Source organism: Sphingomonas sp. HMP6, assembly GCF_013374095.1.
In the GTDB taxonomy this organism is placed as follows: Bacteria; Pseudomonadota; Alphaproteobacteria; order Sphingomonadales; family Sphingomonadaceae; genus Sphingomonas.
In genome coordinates, this window is the sequence record NZ_AP022672.1 from 3,323,258 (window position 1) to 3,343,422 (window position 20,165).

Here is a 20,165-nt window from a genome sequence, read left to right on the forward strand (position 1 = left end):
CGGGGCAGGGGCGGGGAAGCAGCCAATAGCCCCTGCACCACCCCTCAACCACCCCGGCGCAAGCCGGGGCCCTGTTGCGGAGGTTTATCAGATAAAGCGCTGCGCTCGCCCGATACTGCTCCGCAACTGGGCCCCGGCCTTTCGCCGGGGTGGCGCGAAAAAGTGAAACCGTTATTGCTCGTGAAGAAAATCATGCACCGCCGCATGGAACGCTTTGGGCTGATCGAGCATAATGAAGTGCCAGCTATTGGCAATCGGCACGAGCTTCGCCGGCGACCCGGCGTAGCCACTTTCCCAGATCGTTTTCGCGCGCGGCCCGGCGCCAGTCGCATAGAGCACCGTAAAGGGTTTAGCGGTGATCTTCGCCAGCTCCGGGCGGACATCGGTGGTCATCGCCTCATACAGCGCCTGTGCCGTCGCCGCCGGGGCCGCCTTGTTGCCCCAATTGGCGACCTTGATCCGTCCCTCCGGGGTGATCGACCAGATTCCGCCTGGGTCGGTTGTTACCGTCGCGGTCTGAAGCGGAGTCGCCAGCGTCCGCGCGCGCGCTTGCTCGGCAAAGGAGCGCGCCGCCTCGACGGTCATGCCGGGGTCGAACAACAGGCTGAAAAACGGCAGCGCATCGACCACTATCACCCGCCCGGTCGAGCCCGGATAGCGTGCGCCCATCATCATCGCCAGCAACCCGCCGATCGAATGGCCGATGATCGCGGGGTCCTTGATGTTATGCTTGCGGATATAGCCATCGAGGTCGGCAGCGACGCCCTCCAGCACGCCCGGCTTGGCATTCTCGCCGACCGCATCGCCGCCAAAACCGTTGACTTGCACCAGATACACCCGGTGCATTTTGGCCAGGTCCGGCGCGATCCCGTCCCATACTGCGCGGGGGGAGGCGAGGCCCGGGATCAGGATGACCGGGCTGCCCGTTTCGCCCATCGTCGTGACCGAGATATGCGGCATCCGCTCCACGGCGGGGGCGGTCGTAGCAGCACCCTCCGTCGCATTCGGGGCGGCGTGCAGCGCGTGGCCGTGGAGCAGCAGTAGCGGGAAACCGACCGCGGCGATCAAGCGCGCTTTGGTAGCAGGGGTCATGCTTCAATCTCCTTCGACGGGCTGACGAAAATTTCTTCGATCGCGAGACCGAACAATTCGGCGATGCGGAAGGCGAGCGGGAGCGAGGGATCATAGCGCCCTGTTTCGATCGCGTTGACGCTCTGGCGCGACACCTCGAGCCGGTCGGCCAGATCGCCCTGGCTCCACCCTCGTTCTGCGCGCAAGACGCGGAGACGGTTGGTCATGCTGCTGCGCCGGAACTCATGCGATCGCGCACATTCAGTCCGCACTGCACCAGCCCGAACGCCCCGCACCACAAAGGAAAGGCGAGGAAAGCTGGCGGCTCCTCGGCCACGCCACCATTGGCAAGAAAACCCCACACGGTCAGCACCGCGAGCAGCACGGCCAGCCCGCCCAACATCGCCGTGACCAAGCGCTGACGCAGGAACTCGTCGCGCTCCTCCAGCAGATACAGACCCATCACTCCGATGACCGCGAGCAAAGGGAGCGAAGGCGCGACCGCGAGCGCCGCAAGTGTGACGCCGCTCGGATGCCAGAAGCGAATTACGTATGTCGAGGCGAACAGGAGAACGACATAACCGACCATCGCCGGGAAAAACCGCGCGAGATACCGCCGTTGCGCCATATTATGCTTTGACATGTAAAGCTCCCTTTCGAATCAGTGAAGGAAGCTTTACAGTCAAGGTCGCTTGTCTGTCAAGGGTGCTGTACAGCTCGCGCCACCGCCTCCGCCACCTTGATCCCATCGACCGCCGCCGACAAAATTCCGCCAGCATAACCCGCGCCCTCGCCCGCCGGGTACAGTCCCACCGTGTTGAGGCTCTGGAAATCGTCGCCGCGGGTGATGCGGATAGGGGCGGAGGTACGCGTCTCGACACCGGTCAGCACCGCATCGGGATGGTCGTAGCCGGGGATTTCGCGGCCGAACTGAACCAGCGCCTCGCGCATCGCCGTCACCGCGAACTCGGGCAGGCACAGAGCTAGGTCGGTCATCGTCACGCCAGGTTTGTAAGACGGCGTCACGCTGCCAAGTTTCGTCGACGGGCGTCCGGCCAGGAAATCGCCGAGCAATTGCGCCGGCGCGTTATAGTTCGATCCGCCCGCCACGAACGCGCGTTCCTCGATCTCGCGTTGCAGCGCGATCCCGGCTAGCGGCCCGTCGGGATAATCGCGGGCCGGATCGATCCCGACGACCATACCGGAATTGGCGTTGCGCTCGTTGCGCGAATATTGACTCATTCCGTTGGTCGCGACACGCCCAATTTCGGAGGTCGCCGCCACCACCGTACCGCCGGGGCACATGCAGAAGCTGTACGCCGTCCGCCCGTTCTTGGCGTGGTGCGAGATGTGATATTCCGCCGCACCAAGGATCGGATTACCCGCGTTCGCGCCAAAGCGCGCGCGGTCGATCCAGGATTGCGGATGCTCGATCCGCACGCCGATCGAGAAGGGCTTGGCCTCGACGAAAACGCCGCCGTCATGGAGCATCTGAAACGTGTCGCGCGCGCTGTGCCCGACCGCGAGCACGACCTGCTCGGCCTCCAGATAGCCGCCGCCATGCAAATGCAGCCCGCGCATCCGCCGCACGCCCGCCGCATCGGTCGCCACGTCCACGCCATCGACGCGCGTCTCGAAGCGATATTCACCACCGAGCGCCTCGATCGTCGCGCGCATCGATTCGACCATCGTCACCAGGCGGAAGGTGCCGATATGCGGATGCGCCTCAGTCAATATCTCGGGCGGTGCGCCCGCTTTGACGAACTCGATCATCACCTTGCGGTCGAGGTGGCGCGGGTCCTTGATCCGGCTGTAGAGCTTGCCGTCTGAGAATGTCCCCGCGCCGCCCTCGCCGAACTGCACGTTGCTTTCGGGGTTGAGCACGCCGCGCCGCCACAGGCCCCACGTGTCCTTGGTCCGTTCGCGCACCACCTTGCCGCGATCGACGATGATCGGCTTCAACCCCATCTGCGCCAGGATCAGCCCGGCAAACAACCCGCACGGCCCCGCGCCGATCACCACCGGGCGGGGGCCGCGATAGTCGGTCAGCTTGGCGACGAATTTGTACGACGTATCGGGCGTGCGCTGGACGCCCCGGTCCTTCTTCATCCGCGCAAGCACCGGGGCTTCGTCGCGCAGCGTCACGTCGACCGCATAGACGAGCTGGATGTCGGCCTTGTCGCGCGCGTCATGCGCGCGGCGGGCGATGGCGAAGCGCACCATGTCGCGCGGCGTGATGCGCAGCCGCTTACGGATCGCGGCGGGCAATTCCTCATCCGCATGGTGCAGCGGCAGGCGGAGTTCGGTGATGCGGAGCATGGGCGCGCTTTAGCGGGGTGAGGCGCGGTAAACAAATCCTCCCCGGAACGGGGAGGCGGACCGCTCGGCTTCTTCAGCCGAGTGGTGGAGGGGGCGTGCGGCAAGTGTTCCGTTGGGGCATCGCTATCCTACACCCATCGCGCCGCGGCAAAGCCGCGCCGTCCGGACGCACCTTAGGCTCGGCGCAGCGTCGCTGCGCCGAGCCTAAGGTGCGTCAGATCACATATTCCACCGTCCGCCGCTGCGTTTCGTCCGCCATCACGGCGGCGCGCTTATCGACGATCTGCTTGTTCAGCCGCATCACGGTGCTGCTCCCGGTGGTCTTGAACGCAAAGGGCAGGACGCCGTGGACCACGCCCGCCAACCCTGCGCCGATCATCGTGATCCCGAAGCGCGTCGCGACGCCGAAATGCTCGGCATAGCTCTCGCCGACCGAGGCGGGGTGATCAAGAAACAGGCGGCGGAACATTGAGCGGCTCCCTCTTACGTTACGTACTTTTAGCTGCGATTTGTGGCAGCATATCGGCGGCGAGCTGGCTGAGCGTATCGTCGCGCGCACCCATCACCACGATCCGGTCGCCGGGCCGCGCTTGCGCAACGATCCACGCGGCGGCGTCAGCCCGGTCGGCGATATGCCGCGCATTTGTGCCAATCTCGGCAACGATGTCGGCGCTGGTCACCTCGCGCGCGACCGTGCCGCCTTGATAGACCGGGTCCGGCAGTGCCAGCAGGTCGTCCGGCCCGAGCGACTCCCGGAACATTGCGGTGAGTTCGTGCCGCATCACCTTGAGCGGTCCATAGCCATGCGGCTGAAACAGCACGAGCAACCGCCCGGGGAAAGCGTGCAACGTGGCGAGCGTCGCCGAAATCTTGTCGGGGTTGTGCCCGAAATCATCGATCACGCTTACGCCATACGCTCCGCCGACCAGTTCGAAGCGTCGCTTGAGCCCGCTAAAACCCTCAATCGCGCCGACTGCATCGCCAAGCGGCACCCCCGCCGCGCGCACCGCGCCGAGCGCCGCCAGCGCGTTGGAGACATTGTGCGTGCCCGGTACCGAGAGCCGTACCGGGTGCGTCCCCCCGTCCGCCATCAAATCGAAGGCAATCGCGAACGGCTCGGGGCGCAGATTGCGGGCGCTCAGGTCGGCGTCGTGTTCGACCGCAAAGGTCACTCTCTCGCCCTGCAGCGTCGCCGCCAGCGCGGCCGTTTCCGCATCGCCGATGTTAAGCACCGTCGTCTCGGCCTTGCCCGCGAAATCACCGAACAGCGCGCGCAATTCCTCGAGCGATTTGTGATCGAGGCTGACGTTGTTGAGCACCGCGATTTTCGGCTGGTACAAGGCGATCGACCCGTCGCTTTCATCCACCTCGCTGACGAACGCGTCTCCGCCGCCGACCAGCGCGCTGGCAAACGGTGCAGAGGGACTTGCGAAATTCTTCATCACCGCGCCGTTCATCACGGTCGGGTCGCGCCCGCAGACGTGCAGGATCCAGCCGATCATGCCCGTCACGGTCGATTTGCCGCTGGTACCCGCAACGCCGATCGGCAGCGTGCTTTGGTTGAACAGGCTCGCCAGCAATTCCGCCCGGCTCATCCGCTGTGCCCCGACCCGCCCCGCCGCCACGATATCTGCGACGCTCGCCTCAACCGCGGCCGAGGCGACGACGATTTGCTCCGCCGATGTCACGCCAGATCCGTCCTGCGGGAACAGCGTCACGCTCTTGGCGGCGAGATCGGCGAACTTGGCGGGCAGCGCGCCGCGGTCGAGCGTCCGGTCCGATCCGGCAACGCGCGCACCACGACCGGCCAGAATCATCGCCAGCGGCATCATGCCGCTGCCGCCGATCCCGACAAAAAAGTAGGATTTGCCGTCGCTCATCTCCCCGCGCTATCGCTCTGCGGGCGCAAGTGCAACGGAGCAGGCATGAAGATTGGCGTAGTGGCACCCGCACGCGGCATCGACGAAGCGCTGGCGGCGCGCGCGCTTGGGCTGACCGCCGTGGCGATGCCGACGGTCGATCTTGTCTTCCACCCGCAATGCTTCCTGTCCGAAGGGCATTTCGCCGGCCCCGATGCGGCGCGTGCCGCGGCCTTCCTCGAAATGGCGAACGATCCGACCATCGACGCAATCTGGTTTGCGCGCGGCGGCTATGGCTCGAACCGCATCCTCCACACCGTCCTCCCGCAATTGGGCGCGGCGGCGCGGCGGAAAACCTATCTCGGTTATTCCGACATGGGGTTCCTGCTCGGCGCGCTCTATGCTGCGAAGATCGGGCGGCCGGTCCACGGCCCGATGGTAGGGGATGTCACGCGCCGCGACGGCGGCGTTGCCTTTGCGCGCAGCCTTCGCTGGCTGGTGAACAAGGACCGCGGGGTGCTCGAACCCGGCCTCGACGCCGCGTTCAAGGGCCGCCCCGCCGCCGCTTTCAACCTCGCGATCCTCACCGCACTGACCGGCACGCCGTGGCTGCCCGATCTGACCGATCACGTGCTGCTGATCGAGGATGTGTCCGAACCGCTCTACCGGATCGATCGGATGCTCTTCACGATGGCGCACGCGACGCAACTGAAGGGACTGGCGGGCGTGCGGCTGGGGCAGGTGAGCGATGTCCAGCCCAACGATCCGCCCTGGGGCGAGACGCTCGAGACGATGATCACGCGCTGGTGCGGCGAAATGGGCGTGCCCTATCTCGGCCGCGCGGCGGTCGAACACGGGGCGAACAATCACGTGGTGCCGTTCGGGTTGGCGTAAGCACGCCCCCGGCGTTTGTGCTGAGCGTGTCAAAGCACCGCTCCGTTCCCGCGCCACGACAACAGCCCTTGGACAGGCGCAGCGCGAACGGCGGGGGACTAAGCCGCGCGCAGAAAGGCCGCTCGATCGTCGTCGTCATTGGCGGACGATCGTTCCTTGCGCGCCGCTCTCGTCCGTCGTGCCCGCCCGGCGCGACGCGGCAGCCGGCGCGTCATGCTGTTGCGCAGCGCCGGCCCTGCGCGCGTGGCGGTCGTAACCACCGCCGCCGTCACCACGATATCGAGATAGATCGAGATATCCCACAGCACCACCAGCGCCATGTCGAGCGGCCCGGCCATCGCCAGCACTTCCCCGCCAACGACGATAACGATCGACATCAGCGCGAAGAAGATGAGATGTCGCCGCTCCAACGTCGCCAGCCGTGCGCAAGTCGCATCGACCATTATGCGCTGGATCCAGTGTGCGGCAGAAGTTTCGGGAAAGCACCGCAGCGTCACGGTGATCAGCAGCAAAAGACCGGCAAGCATCGTATCCCCCACACCCCAGGCGACCAAGATAGGACGTCATGCAGCGCCGTACAGGCCTCGCGGCAAGGCGATAACGCGACCTTAACGCTGTCCGTGGCACGCGTTGCCGGATTGGCCCTGAAGGAAGCGCGCCGGTGAAGACCGTTCTGAGCATTGCCGCATTGCTATGTTTTGGCGCCCTGCAGGGGTGCTCCGCCCCCGCGCCTGCTAATGTCTATGCCGCGACGCCCGAAACGATCTTCGCGATTCTCGACCAAATGGACATTCCCGCTGGCCCGCAAGGTCCGATGGGGACGCTCGACATCACCAAGGCGGCGGTCGAGCCGAAAACGATCAGTTGGACCGGGTCGGGCGCGCACGCCGTAATCAAATGCACGGCGGCGCTCGTCCCGCTCGACCCGGCGCGCACGCAAATCGACGTCGTGTGCGGCGGTGGTGGCCCAAGCGCGGGTGGCACGGCCGGGACGGTAAGCGATCTCGCCCGTTTTGCGATGATCGAACAGGTCGATTCGACGTTGCGCGGGCGGCCGTTCAACTGGGAAACCGTGCAACTGCGCGCCGGCGCGAGCCTGATGGAGACTTTGCCGCAGATGCAATCCGAAGCGCTCGCGACGAATCGCGAAATGCAGGCGGCGCAGGCTCAAACGCAGGCTCCTGCCCCCGCCCCCGGTGAGCCCTCGGTCGACCCGACTGCCGGACAAGCGGAGCAACCCGTCGCGCCCGATCGAGGCAGCGTCAGTCCGGTGCCGTTCGCCGAGTAATCCGCGCGGCGCTTGCAACCACGTCGGGGCTCGGCGTAAGCGGGCGGCTCCGATAAGCGTTCGAAAGCCCGATCCCAATGTCTGCCCTGTTCCGCATCTCGCTGCCCGACGGTTCCGTCCGTGAGGTAGCCCCGGGGACTACCCCCGCGGATGTGGCTGCAAGCATCGGGCCGGGCTTGGCCAAGGCGGCGATCGCCGCGCGCGTCGATGGCGAACTGCGCGACATCATGCGCCCGTTCGAGGGTGATGCTGCGCTCGCGTTGGTGACCGCGAGGGACGAGGCCGACGCGCTCGAGCTCGCCCGCCACGATTTCGCGCATGTCCTGGCGGAAGCGGTTCAGCACCTGTTCCCAGGTACGCAGATCACCTTCGGCCCTTCTACCGACGACGGTTTCTATTACGATTTCGCGCCGAAAGATCGCCCCTTCACTGATGAGGATCTCCCCGCGATCGAGGCCGAGATGCGCCGCGTCATCGCGCGGGACGAGCCGTTGATCCGCGAAGTGTGGAGCCGCGCGGATCTGATCGACCGCTGGACCAAGCAGGGCGAGAGCTTCAAGGCCGAATGGGCCGCCGAACTCCCCGAAGGCGAGGAACTGACGGTCTATAAGGCCGGTAATGGTGCCGACGCCTGGCTCGATATGTGCCGCGGTCCGCACCTCGCCTCGACCGGAAAGCTCGCGCCCGATGCGTTCAAACTCACGCGGGTTTCGGGCGCCTATTGGCGCGGCGACCAGAAGAACGCGATGCTCAGCCGCATCTACGGCACCGGCTGGTTGAGCAAGAAGCAGCTCGACGCGCATCTGACGATGCTCGAGGAAGCCGCCAAGCGCGACCACCGCAAGATCGGGCAGGAAATGGACTTGTTCCACCTCCAGTCCGAGGCGCAAGGGTCGGTTTTCTGGCACCCCAAGGGCTTCATCCTGTGGCGGCAGCTTGAGGCCTATATGCGCCGCCGGCTCGACGCGGCGGGCTATGCCGAGGTCAAGACGCCGCAATTGATGGACGCGCGCCAATGGGAGCAATCCGGCCATTGGGGCAAGTATCGCGAGAACATGTTCGTCGTTCCCGACGAGATCCCGAGCACCGAGGATGACGCCGCGATCTTCAGCGGCACCGCCGACCTGATGGCATTGAAGCCGATGAACTGCCCGGCGCACGTCCTCATTTTCCGCCAAGGGATCAAGAGCTACCGCGACTTGCCGATCCGCATGGCCGAATTCGGCTGCTGCCACCGCAACGAGCCGCATGGCGCACTCCACGGCATCATGCGCGTCCGGCAATTCACGCAGGACGACGCACACATCTTCGTGCGCGAGGATCAGTTGGTCGCCGAGGTCCAGCAGTTCTGCGAACTCCTCGACAGCGTGTACCGCGACCTCGGGTTCGAGGATTATGCGGTCAAGCTGGCGCTGCGTCCCGATGCACGTTTCGGCACCGACGAGATGTGGGACAAGGCCGAGCACGAATTGCGCGAGGCCGTACTGACCTCGGGGCTCAGCGACTCGATCAAGGCCAAGTTCGAGGAACTGCCGGGCGAGGGTGCCTTCTACGCGCCGAAACTCGAATTCCACCTCACCGATGCGATCGGTCGGACATGGCAAGTCGGCACGATCCAGTCCGACCGCGTCCTGCCAGAACGACTCGATGCGAGCTATGTCGGCGCGGATGGCGAGCGGCATCGTCCGGTGATGCTCCACCGCGCGATTCTCGGCACGTTCGAACGCTTTCTCGGTATCCTGATCGAACATCATGCCGGGCGTTTCCCGCTGTGGCTGGCGCCGGTGCAGGCGGTGGTCGCGACGATCGTGTCCGATGCCGATGATTACGCCATCGAGGTCGTGGAAAAGCTCAAGGCGGCCGGGCTGCGCGTCGAAACCGACCTGCGCAACGAGAAGATCAATTATAAGGTGCGCGAACACAGCCTCGCCAAGGTCCCAAACCTGCTTGTCGTCGGCAAGCGCGAGGCCGAGGAAGGCAAGGTCGCGCTCCGGCAGTTGGGCAGCGATCGCCAGCAATTCCTCACCTTGGACGATGCGATCGCGATGCTCGTGCGGGATGCGACGCCGCCGGATTTGTGCTAACCCGCCCGTCATGACGGTATTCCAGAACATCCGGAAAGGCTTGATCCCGGCGCGGCTGACCGTCGCCGACGTGTACGCCCTGCAGGAAGCGGGGGTCATCGACGAGCACGAGCATTTCGAGTTGATCGACGGGGAGATCGTGCCGATGGCGGCGGTCAAGTTCAGTCAGCACGAATGGATGAAGTCGCGTCTCAACGAGGCGCTGGTCTTGGCAAAGCCGCGCGCGGCGGGGCTTTTTGTCGAGCCGTCCGTCACGCTCAACGAAACGACATTCGTGGAGCCCGATCTGGTCATCTGGCCACGCGACATCCCGTCGCAGGAGGTACGCGGGCCCGATCTGGAACTGGTGGTCGAGGTCGCGATCTCCTCGCTCGGCTATGATCTGCGCCTCAAAGCGCGCCTTTACGCCCAGCACGGAGTGCACGATTATTGGGTCGTAGACGCCTTGCGTAAGACGATCCGCGTGCATCGCGCCCCGGTCGACGGCATCTATACCGACGTCGAAGAGTATGAGGCGCAGGACCCGGTAACGGCGTTGCTGCTACCGGGCGTGGTGATTCGACTCGACGCGTTGGACTGATCTTCCAAGATCGCCATTTATTCCCTATATATCCCTATCAACAACGACAGGAGCTCTACCTATCCGTCCTCCCATGACCCGCCAGGCGCCGCCGATGAACGGCCCTCGCTTCAACGAATTCATTGTGTCGCCCAAGGTCCGCGTCATCGACGGGGACGGCGAAAATCTTGGCGTGATGTACACGCGCGAGGCGATGGAGCAGGCGCGCGAGGTCGGTCTCGACCTGGTCGAAGTGTCGCCCAACGCCGATCCGCCCGTCGCCAAGTTCCTCGATGTCGGCAAGTTCAAATATGAGGCCCAGAAAAAGGCCAACCTCGCCCGCAAGAGCCAGAAGACGCAGGAGATCAAAGAGATCAAGATGCGTCCCAACATCGATGATCACGATTACGACACCAAGATGAAGAAGGTGCTCGAGTTCATCGACGAAGGCGACAAGGTCAAGATCACGTTGCGCTTCCGCGGGCGTGAATTGAGCCACGGCCAGCTCGGCATGGTGCTGCTCCAGCGCGTCCAGGCCGATGTGGCGGAAACCGCCAAGGTCGAGGCGTATCCGCGCATGGAAGGCCGTCAGATGCTGATGGTGCTTGCCCCCAAATAATTTCGCGCTTCGCCGTGGCCGATGGTCACGGCGACCGCCGGTCCCGGCTGCGAAATTCCCAGCTTTACGTAACGTCGTTTCGCCATGCCCGATCTTCGGACATGGCTGCTCGCTGTGGCGCGATTGCACCACAGCGATTCCGTTACGTCTTCAAATACATGATTTTTGCTGGACGTCTGCGCCTGTGCAGTTAAGGCGCGGCGCAATACCCGAATAACGAAAAAATCTGGAGAGTGTTGTAATGCGTAAGTCCGCGTACCTGTTGTCCGTCGCCGCCATCGCCGTTTCGGCTCCCGCTTTCGCGCAGACCGCCCCGGCCCCGACCGGACCGACAACGACTCAGGCGGATGCTCAGGCCGGTACGCCCGCGACCGCCCCCGCAGAGGTCGCCGCCCCCGAAGCCGCACAAATCGAAGACACTGGCGGCGATATCGTCGTGACCGCCACGCGCCGCGCGGATCGCCTATCGAACGTGCCGATCGCGGTGTCGGCAATCGGCCAGGCCTCGCTGCAGAATTCGGGCGGTTCGGACATCCGCTCGCTCAACCAGTTGGCCCCGTCGCTGCTGATCTCCTCCACCGGCAGCGAATCGAACGCCTCGGCCCGCATCCGCGGCGTCGGCACGGTCGGTGACAATCCCGGTCTCGAAAGCTCGGTCGCGGTGTTCATCGACGGCGTCTATCGCAGCCGCACCGGCGTCGGCTTGAACGAACTCGGCGAAATCGACCGAGTCGAAGTGCTGCGCGGGCCGCAGGGCACGCTGTTCGGCCGCAATGCCTCGGCCGGCCTCATCAACATCATCACGCGCGGGCCGGAGTTCAAATTCGGCGGCAATGCCGAGGGGACGTACGGCAATTACGACCAGAAGCGCCTCGCGCTCGGCCTGACCGGCCCGATCACCGACACGCTCGCCTTCCGTGTCGACGGCATCTATGTGAACCGCGATGGCTTCTACAAGAATGTGACCCAGGGCGGCGGCAGCGAAGCGCGTGTCAACGATCGCGACCGCTATTTCGTTCGCGGGCAATTGCTCTTCAAGCCGACCGCGGACCTCAGCTTCCGGTTGATCGGCGATTATTCGCACCGCAAGGAAAGCTGCTGCGGCGCCAACTATTACAGCCAGGCGCAGACCTTCGACCCGACCGCCAACGCGGTCCAGGCGAACGGCAGCAGCGTGAATACCGACGGTGCCGTCGCGGTCAGCGACGCCAATCCGATCGTCGATATTCTCCGTCGTGCAGGGGCCGCTTATCCGCTCGCGGGCAACACGCCCAACCCGTTCAACCGCGAAGTCGCGCTGACGCCGGGCCAGACCTATCGCAACACCACGGTCGATTACGGCGGCTCGCTCCAGGCCGATTGGAACCTTGGCGGTGCCACGCTCACCTCGATCACGGCGTACCGCGAATACAAATCGGGCAATGCCGGCGATGTCGATTACACCAACGTCGACCTGACGCACCGCGCCGCCGACGGCAACGCCTACCGCCAGTTCCGCACCTTCACGCAGGAAGCGCGTTTGCAGGGTTCGGCGTTCGACAACCGGCTCGATTGGCTTGTCGGCGGCTTCTATTCGAACGAGCGGCTGCGCGTCGTCGATAACGCCCAGTTCGGCGCGCAATATGGCGCGTTCGCGGCGTGCCGTCTGGTCGCCAACATCAGCCAGAACGCCGTGCTGCAGAACAATGCGGCGCCCGGCTGTCTCTCGGCGACCGGCCGTGCGACGATCACCGGCGCATTCGGTGGCGCCGGGCCGCTCGCTTCCGCCGTGCTGGCCGGGCTCGATCGCCTCTCGACCGTCAACAATGTCGGCGACAATGGCTCGGTCTATCGCCAGAAGAGCGAAAATTTCGCCTTCTTCACGCACAACATCTTCCGCGTGACCGATACGGTCTCGCTGACGCTGGGCGGCCGCTACACGCATGAGGCGAAGGATTTCGGCGCGAACTTCAACAACACCAACACGGTGTGCCCGGTGCAGCAGGCCAACCTGTCGCCGCTGCTCGCCAGCGCCAATGTCCCCGCCGCCGCCAAGACCTATATCGGCGGCATCCTGACGCTGACCTGCACGGGCAATTCGTCGTCGCAGCTCAACGCCCTGAACCTGCAGAACAATTTCGGCGAGGGTAAGGTCACCGGCACCGCGGTCCTGTCCTGGAAGCCGATCCCCAGCCTGTTGACCTACGCGTCCTATGCCAAGGGCTATAAGGCCGGCGGCTATAACCTCGATCGCTCGCCTTTGGGCGGTGTGTCCGGCGTGTTCGGTCCGCGCAGCAATGCCGATGCGTCGGGCCTGAAGTTCGATGCGGAAACGGTCAACAGCTACGAACTGGGTGCCAAGTTCAAGACGCGCGGCTTCACGCTCAACGTCGCGGCGTTCCGCTCGGAGTTCAAGAACTTCCAGCTCAACACCTTCAACGGCTCGGTCTTCGTCGTGCAAAACGTCCAAGGCTGCTCGACCGGCCTCAACGGCGGCGACACCGACAATCTGGCCGCAACCGGCCAGTGCAGCGGCAGCGCCAACAAGCCCGGCGTGATCTCGCAGGGTGTCGAGCTTGAAGCGACGATGACACCGATCCGGCAGTTGCAGGTGACGGTGGGCTACACCTATGCCGACACCAAATTCGCGCGCAATCTGGTCGGCAATGCAGCCGGTGCCCCGCTCGATCCGGCACTGTTCCTGCTGCCGGGCAAGCAAATGTCGAATGCTCCGACGCACGTCGTCACCGGCTCGATCGCCTGGACGCCGGAACTCGGCTCGAACGGCCTGTCGGGTCTGGTCTATGTCGATAGCCGCCTGAGCTCGGACTATAATACCGGGTCCGATCTGGCACCGGAGAAGAAGCAGGATGGTTTTGCTTTGGTCAACGCGCGCGTCGGCATTCGTGGGCCCAACCAGCTTTGGGCGCTCGAATTCTGGTCGCAGAACGTGTTCAACAAACAGTACATCCAGGTTGCGTTCAACGCCCCGTTCCAGGGTGCCGGTTCGTCGGCCAACGTCGCTGCCTTCGGTGGCACCGGCAACGCGCTCTACTCGGCCTTCCTCGCCGAGCCACGCACCTATGGCCTGACGCTGCGCTCGCGGTTCTGAGCTAGCGCGTAGAACGAAAAGCGGCCCGTCCCTCTGATCGAGGGGCGGGTTGTTTCGGTTCGGCGTCTGCAAGCGCGCGATCGGCGATTGAGACCAACGATACCGGCCCGTGGGACACTCGCCCTTGGGTGTTCCTGTTCGAATAAGACGAACAACTCGCGTGTGGATTTCCACAAGGGCAACCGGGGAAAGCGTCGCGCGCGACTATCTCGCGACGCTTCCCACTTTCGACCACGAGCAGATGGCGAAGGCGATGTGGTCGACCGCAAACGCCGCGGTCCCGGTGTGGACGAAGGGCGGTTAGCGCCGGAACCAATCTCCGACGGTCGCTCCACTCCCAATTGCGGACATCGAGTCGGCCGCCTGCTTGTCCAAAACCCGGCAGTAAAAAGCGCGACCCTCAGTCGCATGCGCCGCCAGAGTTTAGAGCACCGCCTCGATATACTGCGACAGAAGTGGGTCGTGCTGAAATCGATCGGCGTGGCTGTCCAGATAACCAAGCTGCGATGAGGGTTCTTTGTACGTCGAATGTCGTACGTCGCTGAAGCCCGCCGCCCGAACCGCCTTCAACATTTCCGCTCGCGAATACAGATACTGGTGGCCATGCCCATAGAAGCTGCCGTTGACCACATCGCACGGTACCGTGCCATCGAGCACGCCTGCACTCAGCCAGTCGAGATCAGGCGTTGCAATCCGCAGGACGCCGCCCGGCTTCAACACCCGTGCACATTCGCGGAGCATTATGGCCGCGTCTGCCTTGGAAATGTGCTCGATAAATTCCTCGGTGAAGACGTAATCTATTGATGCGTCGGCGAACGGCAACTTTGTTGCTAACCCGGATTATTCATCGGGAGCGATAATCGGTGGTGGCGATCGTGGTCTAAGTCTTTGGTTTGGAGTAGAGAAAGGGTGCTTACGCCATCCCTCTGCTCCAGACAGAAAGTGCCACGACCGCCATGGCCGACGATAGTGGGTTCTCCTTCACCTTCCCAGCCATTCGTGGTCGAAAAATCACCGCCGCGTTCGACGGCGGTCGGCTGACGTCGGACGGCGGCGTGCTACTGCTCGCACAGGCCGAGCGGCGGTTGGGGATCGCGGATCGGCTCGCCGCCTGCATCGCTGATCCGCGCGATCAGGGTCGGGTGATCCACCGGGTCGCCGACATCTTGCGCGCCCGCATGCTCGCGATCTCGTGTGGGTATGAAGACGCCAATGATCTCGACGCCCTGCGGCATGATCCAGGGTTCAAGCTGGCGCTCGGCAAACTGCCGGGTGATCCGTTCGGGCTGGCCAGCCAGCCGACGATGAGCCGGTGGGAAAACGCGCCGACTACGCGCGAGTTGATCCGTCTGACCGGTACGCTGGTCGACCTTTATTGCGCGAGCTACCCCGTGCCACCTGCGGCGGTGACGCTCGACATCGATGATACCGTCGACGTCGTACACGGCGCGCAGCAGCTCTCTTTCTGGAACGGCCACTACGGCGAGCGCTGCTTCCTGCCGATCCATGTCTACGACACCGCTACCGGGCGGCCGGTTGCGATGCTGCTGCGCACCGGCAAAACGCCGTCGGGCAAGGAAGTCGCCGGCCATGTTCGCCGGCTCGTGCGACGTATCCGTCGCCACTGGCCCGATACCCGGATCACGCTGCGCGGCGATGGTCATTACGGTCGGCCAGAGCCGATGGCCTGGTGCGAGGCGAACGGAATCGACTACATCTTCGGGCTGCCCGGCAACCGCACGCTCCACGCCGATCCCGTCATCGTTCGGGAAGGCGATGCCTGCGCGACCGACCGGGCATTGCAGGGACTGGTCGAACTAAGGCGTTACGCAGAGACGCGCTACGCTGCGAAAACCTGGGGGAATACCGAACGTCGCGTCGTTGCTCGCATCGAGGCGAGCAGCCTCGGCCTCGACATCCGCCTCGTTGTCACCTCGCTTGCCGAGGGCAGCGCTGAACGGATCTATGACACGCTTTACTGCGCCCGCGGCCAGGCGGAAAACTTGATCAAGCTGCATAAAACGCAGCTGAAGAGCGACCGAACCTCCTGCTGCTCGGCCAACGCCAATCAGATGCGGCTCATCCTTCACACCGCCGCCTACTGGCTGATGTGGGCCGTGCGGCACGCTATGCCCGCAACCGCCACGCTCCGCACCGCCGAGTTCGCGACCATCCGCCTGCGGCTGCTCAAGGTCGCCGCGCGCGTCGTCGAAACCACCAGCCGCATCCGCATCGCCTTCGCAAGCGCCTGTCCCGATGCCGCGCTGTTCCGATCCATCGCGCTCAACTTGCGCACCACGGGACCATGATCGATGCGGCAGTGGCCGCCAAACGAACCCCGCCCATCAACTCCGCCCCAAACTGTGAACCCGCGATGAGACAGGCGCTTGGGACCCATGCGCCCTGCCTGCGGCTACACGACGCCTGCGCTGACCCATCGGCTGAGAAACGCTGCCGGTGAATAGATCAGGCTAAATCCATATAGGTGTCAGCGCGTGGATCGAGATCGGCCGTCAGCGCGCCTTCGATCGTATTGCTCCCGCCGCCCAAATTGAGCAGCTTCATGCCCGACTGGTGCGTCCAGCGATTGCGATAACCCCGTGACACCACAGGACCAACGACAGGCCAGAGAGCAGGGATCTTAGTCGCAGCAAACCTCGCCAGCGCGTGGATGGTTCCATAGCGTCGGCGGTAGAATGCTAGCTTAGGCAAGAGGCCATTTGGGGGCGGCGCAGTAAAGGTAAATGTCGTCATGGCAACGGCAAATAAATGCCCCGTATGCCCGTGTCACCACAAATTATTTCTATCTCAGCGCCTCGTTCGCTCCGCACAGGACAATAGGGTGCGGCGCGCATGGTGCTTCTTTTCTTGTTTTGACAGGGACCGGCCCTCGCTACTTCCCAACATCAACGAATGGCGCTTGCAATTCAGCACCAACCGACGGTCAAGAATGGTCGGTGAGCGTCGCCTTCCGACCCAATCCCCCACATCCGCCCTGTCCGATACGCAGCCGATCCGTCACCGTCGGAAGTCCGCTGCTTCAATTCGTCGGCACACGCGCTGATCCATACCGCCATGGACGACGTGAAGGGCGAGACCTTTGCGAATTTCGCCTTAAAAACAAGCATCTCCAGCGCTCGGGCCACCCGCGATGATGCGACTTTTGGGACTTTACGACGGTCCTCCATGCGTTGGGACGCGCCGACCGCTATACCGGTGGCTGCCACAACTCCACGGCGTTGCCCTCTGGATCGTGGATCCGCGCGAACCGCCCAGTGCTGGGATCATCCCATTCGGCCTTGGTCTCTACCGCAATCCCCGCTGCGGTCAGCGACGCGATCAGCGCGTCGATCTCCGACACGCGCAAATTCAGCATGAACTGCTTGTCGGCGGCGAAATAGTCGGTGTCGGCCTTGAACGGTGCGAAAACCACTGGGCCGCCTTGCGTCTCCCAGCTCCATGCATCGGGCGTCGCGCCGGGTGTGGAGACGCAGCCCGCGCCAATGCCGAGATGCGTCTTGTACCAGGCCGACAAAGCGTCGGGGGCTTTGCTGCGAAAGAAAAGCCCGCCAATTCCAAGTACCGGCATGTTGCGTCCCCCTCAGGCTGCGTCCGCCATCCTCTCACCTGCGGCGGCACCAAGCAAGCGCCGTTCGATCGTCTTCAACCGGGTGCTTGCGGCGATCTTGTCGCCGGTCAGATCGGTCAGATAGAAGGTATCGACCGCGCGCTCGCCATACGTCGCGACATGCGCCGAATGGATCGTCACCTTCGACTGAAACAGCACATGCGCCAATTGGTGCAGCAAGGCGGGCCGGTCGCGCGCGTTGATCTCGATCACGGTGAAGCGGTTCGATGCCTTATTGTCGATCAGCACGTTGGGCGCGATCGCGAATGCCTCCGCGCGGGGGCGGGGGAGCGGCTTGGCCATCAACCGGTCGATCATCTTGCCGCGATTGGCGAGTGCATCCTCGATCGCCTGTTTCAACCGGGCGAGCTGAGTCGTCTCGGCAAAGGGGCGACCGAACGGGTCCTGCACCAGGAAATTGTCGAGCGCCATGCCGTCGCGCGTGGTGTGGATACGCGCGTCGATGATGTTGCCGCCCGCGACGCTGATCGCCCCTGCAATGCGGTAGAATAGCCCGGGATGATCGGCGGCATAGATCGTCACCAGCGTCGCGCCGCGTTCGGGATAGACTTGCGCCGCGATCGAGAGCTGCGCATCCCCGGCCTCCGCGATCAAATGCGCATTGCGCGCGATCACGTCTTCGGGCTCAGCTACCCAATACGGTTCGGGCAAGCGCCGGACGAGCTGCTCGAACGCCGCGGTGTCCCAGCCGAGCATCGCCTGCAGCGCTTCCTGTTTGGCGGCGATCCGCTCGCCGCGCCCGCGTTGCTTGTGGCCCAGCCGCAGCACTTCCTCGGCGGCTTCATACAGGTCGGACAGCAATTGCCGCTTCCATCCGTTCCACACGCCGGGGCCGACCGCGCGGATGTCGACGACGGTTAGCACCAGCAGCAGCCGCAGCCGTTCGGGGCTCTGCACGATCTCGGCAAAATCGAGGATCGTCTTGAAGTCCGACAGGTCGCGCTTGAACGCCGTCGCCGACATCAGCAGGTGCGCGCGCACCAGCCACGCGACCGTCTCGGTTTCGGCTGGCGACAGGCCGAAGCGCGGCGCGAGGCGGTGTGCGACCTCGGCACCCAGCACCGAATGATCCCCGCCGCGCCCCTTGGCAATGTCGTGCAGCAGGACCGCGACGTACAAGGCCCGCCGCGAGACGATCTGCTTTAGCACTGCCGAGCACAGCGGGTGATCCGCATCAAGCTCGCCGCGCTCGATTTGGCTGAGCAGCCCGATCGCGCGGATCGTGTGCTCATCGACCGTGTAGTGATGGTACATGTCGAACTGCATCTGCGCGACGACGCGGCCGAAATCGGGCACGAAACGGCCGAATACCCCCGCCTCGTTCATCCAGCGCAGCACCGTTTCGGGGTCGCGCGGGCTGGTCAGCACGTCGAGAAACAGCGCGTTGGCGGTCGGGTCTTGCCGAATATCATCGGCGAGTTTCGCATCGCGCGCCGCGGCGCGCATCGTCAGCGGGTGGATTTCGAGGCCATGTTTATCGGCCAACGCAAACAGTTCGAGCAAGCGTACCGGCTTGGCGCGGAAGAAGTCATCGTTCGGGATGGCGAGCCGCCCGCGCTCGATCATGAAGCCGTTCAGCTTGCGCGGTGCCCGCCGCAACATCGGCAGCCCGAACCGCCGCCCCCGCGCCGCAAACTTCTGATCGAGGTGCGCCAGGAAAACCCCCGTCAAATCCCCCGCCGTCCGCGCCTGTAAGAAGTAATAGTGCATGAAGCGCTCGACCTTGGATTTGCCCGGCCGGTCGGCAAAGCGCATCCGCTCCGCGATCTCGCGCTGCAAATCGAAGGTCAGCCGGTCCTCGGCGCGGCCCGAAATCGCGTGGAGGTGGCAGCGCACCGCCCACAGGAAATTCTCGGCGCGGTGGAATTGCCGATACTCGTCGCGGCTGAGCAGCCCGGCTTCGACCAATTGCGCTGGCTCGCTGACATTATACGCGTATTTGCCGATCCAGAAGAGCGTGTGCAGATCACGCAGGCCGCCTTTGGCTTCCTTGACGTTGGGCTCGACGACATAGCGCGTGTCGCCCATCTTGCGGTGCCGCACATCGCGTTCGGCCAGCTTGTCGGCGATGAACTGGCGCGCGGTGTCGGCCTGCACCTCGACCTTGAAGCGTCGTGCCGCCTCTTCGTAAAGCGCCGTGTCGCCCCAGACATAGCGCGCCTCGAGCAAGGCGGTGCGGATCGTCACGTCGCTCTTAGCCTGCCGCACCATCTCATCGAGCGAGCGGCTGCTATGCCCGACCTTCAGCCCCAGATCCCACAGCGCGTACAGCATCGTTTCGATCACTTGCTCGGTCCAGCCGGTCTGTTTCCAGGGGGTGAGGAAACCGATGTCGAGATCCGAATACGCCGCCATCTCGCCACGGCCATAGCCGCCCACCGCGATGATCGTCAGCCGTTCCGCCGCGGTCGGATTGCTGTTGGGATAGAGCCGCTGGACGGTGAAATCATAGATCAGCCGCAGTAATTGATCGGTCAGGAACGCCTGCGCGGCCGCAATCTCCAGCCCGCGCGAGGGATGCTCGATCAAGCGCCGCGCGATTTCAGCCCGGCCCGCGTCGAGCGCCGCCTTCAACACCGCCGTCGCGCCACTCCGCAAAGCTGCCTTGTCGCCCTCGAGCGCGGCAAGCGTGTCGGCCAAGCCGCGCCGGTCGATGATCGTACGGCGCTGGGGAACGGAGTCGAAGCGGGAGGACATGGGGGGCAGATAGGGTGTCCGCACGCCCGCGTCCA

At 64.3% G+C, this 20,165-nt stretch carries 18 protein-coding genes; 7 read left to right on the plus strand and 11 right to left on the minus strand.

Annotated elements, in window-relative coordinates; all coding sequences use genetic code 11:
* Positions 1-171: 171 nt before the first annotated feature.
* The 6 genes from HMP06_RS16285 to HMP06_RS16310 all read right to left on the minus strand — a co-directional run bounded on the left by HMP06_RS16285 (position 172) and on the right by HMP06_RS16310 (position 5,270).
* Complete coding sequence (locus HMP06_RS16285) at positions 172-1,092, minus strand: alpha/beta fold hydrolase (protein WP_176498023.1); 921 nt, start codon at positions 1,090-1,092, stop codon at positions 172-174.
* Positions 1,089-1,298, minus strand: a complete 210-nt coding sequence (locus HMP06_RS16290) for a helix-turn-helix transcriptional regulator (RefSeq protein ID WP_176498024.1) — start codon at positions 1,296-1,298, stop codon at positions 1,089-1,091. The genes HMP06_RS16285 and HMP06_RS16290 overlap by 4 nt, the downstream gene beginning before the upstream one ends.
* Positions 1,295-1,714 (minus strand): hypothetical protein, encoded by a 420-nt coding sequence (locus HMP06_RS16295; protein WP_176498025.1) that lies wholly within the window; start codon positions 1,712-1,714, stop codon positions 1,295-1,297. Before HMP06_RS16295 ends, HMP06_RS16290 begins: the two co-directional genes overlap by 4 nt.
* 56 nt (positions 1,715-1,770) lie before the next feature.
* Positions 1,771-3,390, minus strand: coding sequence for an NAD(P)/FAD-dependent oxidoreductase (locus HMP06_RS16300; RefSeq protein ID WP_176498026.1), 1,620 nt, complete (start codon positions 3,388-3,390; stop codon positions 1,771-1,773).
* Between the two features lie 214 nt (positions 3,391-3,604).
* Positions 3,605-3,859 carry a DUF6356 family protein gene (locus HMP06_RS16305; RefSeq protein ID WP_176498027.1) on the minus strand — a complete coding sequence of 85 codons (255 nt, stop codon included), beginning with the start codon at positions 3,857-3,859 and terminating at the stop codon, positions 3,605-3,607.
* A 19-nt stretch (positions 3,860-3,878) separates the two neighbouring features.
* Positions 3,879-5,270 carry a UDP-N-acetylmuramate--L-alanine ligase gene (locus HMP06_RS16310; protein WP_176498028.1) on the minus strand — a complete coding sequence of 464 codons (1,392 nt, stop codon included), beginning with the start codon at positions 5,268-5,270 and terminating at the stop codon, positions 3,879-3,881.
* Between the two features lie 45 nt (positions 5,271-5,315).
* On the opposite strand from HMP06_RS16310, the gene HMP06_RS16315 reads away from it, so the two are divergent.
* Entirely contained in the window at positions 5,316-6,143 is an 828-nt protein-coding gene (locus HMP06_RS16315; protein WP_176498029.1) for an LD-carboxypeptidase, read from the plus strand.
* Between the two features lie 98 nt (positions 6,144-6,241).
* Here HMP06_RS16315 and HMP06_RS16320 read toward each other — a convergent pair whose 3' ends face one another.
* Positions 6,242-6,670: a hypothetical protein gene (locus HMP06_RS16320; RefSeq protein WP_176498030.1), complete on the minus strand. Its 429-nt coding sequence runs from the start codon at positions 6,668-6,670 to the stop codon at positions 6,242-6,244.
* 134 nt (positions 6,671-6,804) lie between these two features.
* Between HMP06_RS16320 and HMP06_RS16325 the strand changes: the two genes are divergently transcribed.
* The 5 genes from HMP06_RS16325 (at position 6,805) to HMP06_RS16345 (ending at position 13,784) form a co-directional block, all read left to right on the plus strand.
* On the plus strand, positions 6,805-7,431 hold the full coding sequence (locus HMP06_RS16325) for a hypothetical protein (RefSeq protein WP_176498031.1): 627 nt from the start codon (positions 6,805-6,807) through the stop codon (positions 7,429-7,431).
* A gap of 77 nt (positions 7,432-7,508) precedes the next feature.
* Entirely contained in the window at positions 7,509-9,515 is a 2,007-nt protein-coding gene (gene thrS / locus HMP06_RS16330; RefSeq protein ID WP_176498032.1) for a threonine--tRNA ligase, read from the plus strand.
* 10 nt (positions 9,516-9,525) lie between these two features.
* Positions 9,526-10,095 (plus strand): Uma2 family endonuclease, encoded by a 570-nt coding sequence (locus HMP06_RS16335; protein ID WP_176498033.1) that lies wholly within the window; start codon positions 9,526-9,528, stop codon positions 10,093-10,095.
* Between the two features lie 73 nt (positions 10,096-10,168).
* Positions 10,169-10,693 carry a translation initiation factor IF-3 gene (gene infC, locus HMP06_RS16340; protein WP_176498034.1) on the plus strand — a complete coding sequence of 175 codons (525 nt, stop codon included), beginning with the start codon at positions 10,169-10,171 and terminating at the stop codon, positions 10,691-10,693.
* Positions 10,694-10,934: 241 nt separating this feature from the next.
* The gene (locus HMP06_RS16345; RefSeq protein ID WP_176498035.1) at positions 10,935-13,784 is read left to right on the plus strand and encodes a TonB-dependent receptor; all 2,850 of its coding nucleotides are present in this window, start codon (positions 10,935-10,937) and stop codon (positions 13,782-13,784) included.
* A 423-nt stretch (positions 13,785-14,207) separates the two neighbouring features.
* On the opposite strand, the gene HMP06_RS16350 is transcribed toward HMP06_RS16345, so the two are convergent.
* A complete protein-coding gene (locus HMP06_RS16350) occupies positions 14,208-14,606 on the minus strand; it encodes a methyltransferase domain-containing protein (RefSeq protein WP_176498036.1) in 399 nt (132 codons plus the stop codon).
* Between the two features lie 134 nt (positions 14,607-14,740).
* Between HMP06_RS16350 and HMP06_RS16355 the strand changes: the two genes are divergently transcribed.
* Positions 14,741-16,093: an IS1380 family transposase gene (locus tag HMP06_RS16355; RefSeq protein WP_176495742.1), complete on the plus strand. Its 1,353-nt coding sequence runs from the start codon at positions 14,741-14,743 to the stop codon at positions 16,091-16,093.
* A 157-nt stretch (positions 16,094-16,250) separates the two neighbouring features.
* Here HMP06_RS16355 and HMP06_RS16360 read toward each other — a convergent pair whose 3' ends face one another.
* From HMP06_RS16360 to HMP06_RS16370, 3 genes are all read right to left on the minus strand, one after another.
* The gene (locus tag HMP06_RS16360; RefSeq protein WP_176498037.1) at positions 16,251-16,391 is read right to left on the minus strand and encodes a hypothetical protein; all 141 of its coding nucleotides are present in this window, start codon (positions 16,389-16,391) and stop codon (positions 16,251-16,253) included.
* Between the two features lie 601 nt (positions 16,392-16,992).
* Positions 16,993-17,373 carry a VOC family protein gene (locus HMP06_RS16365; protein ID WP_176498038.1) on the minus strand — a complete coding sequence of 127 codons (381 nt, stop codon included), beginning with the start codon at positions 17,371-17,373 and terminating at the stop codon, positions 16,993-16,995.
* A 12-nt stretch (positions 17,374-17,385) separates the two neighbouring features.
* Positions 17,386-20,130, minus strand: a complete 2,745-nt coding sequence (locus HMP06_RS16370) for a [protein-PII] uridylyltransferase (protein WP_176498039.1) — start codon at positions 20,128-20,130, stop codon at positions 17,386-17,388.
* Positions 20,131-20,165: the final 35 nt, after the last annotated feature.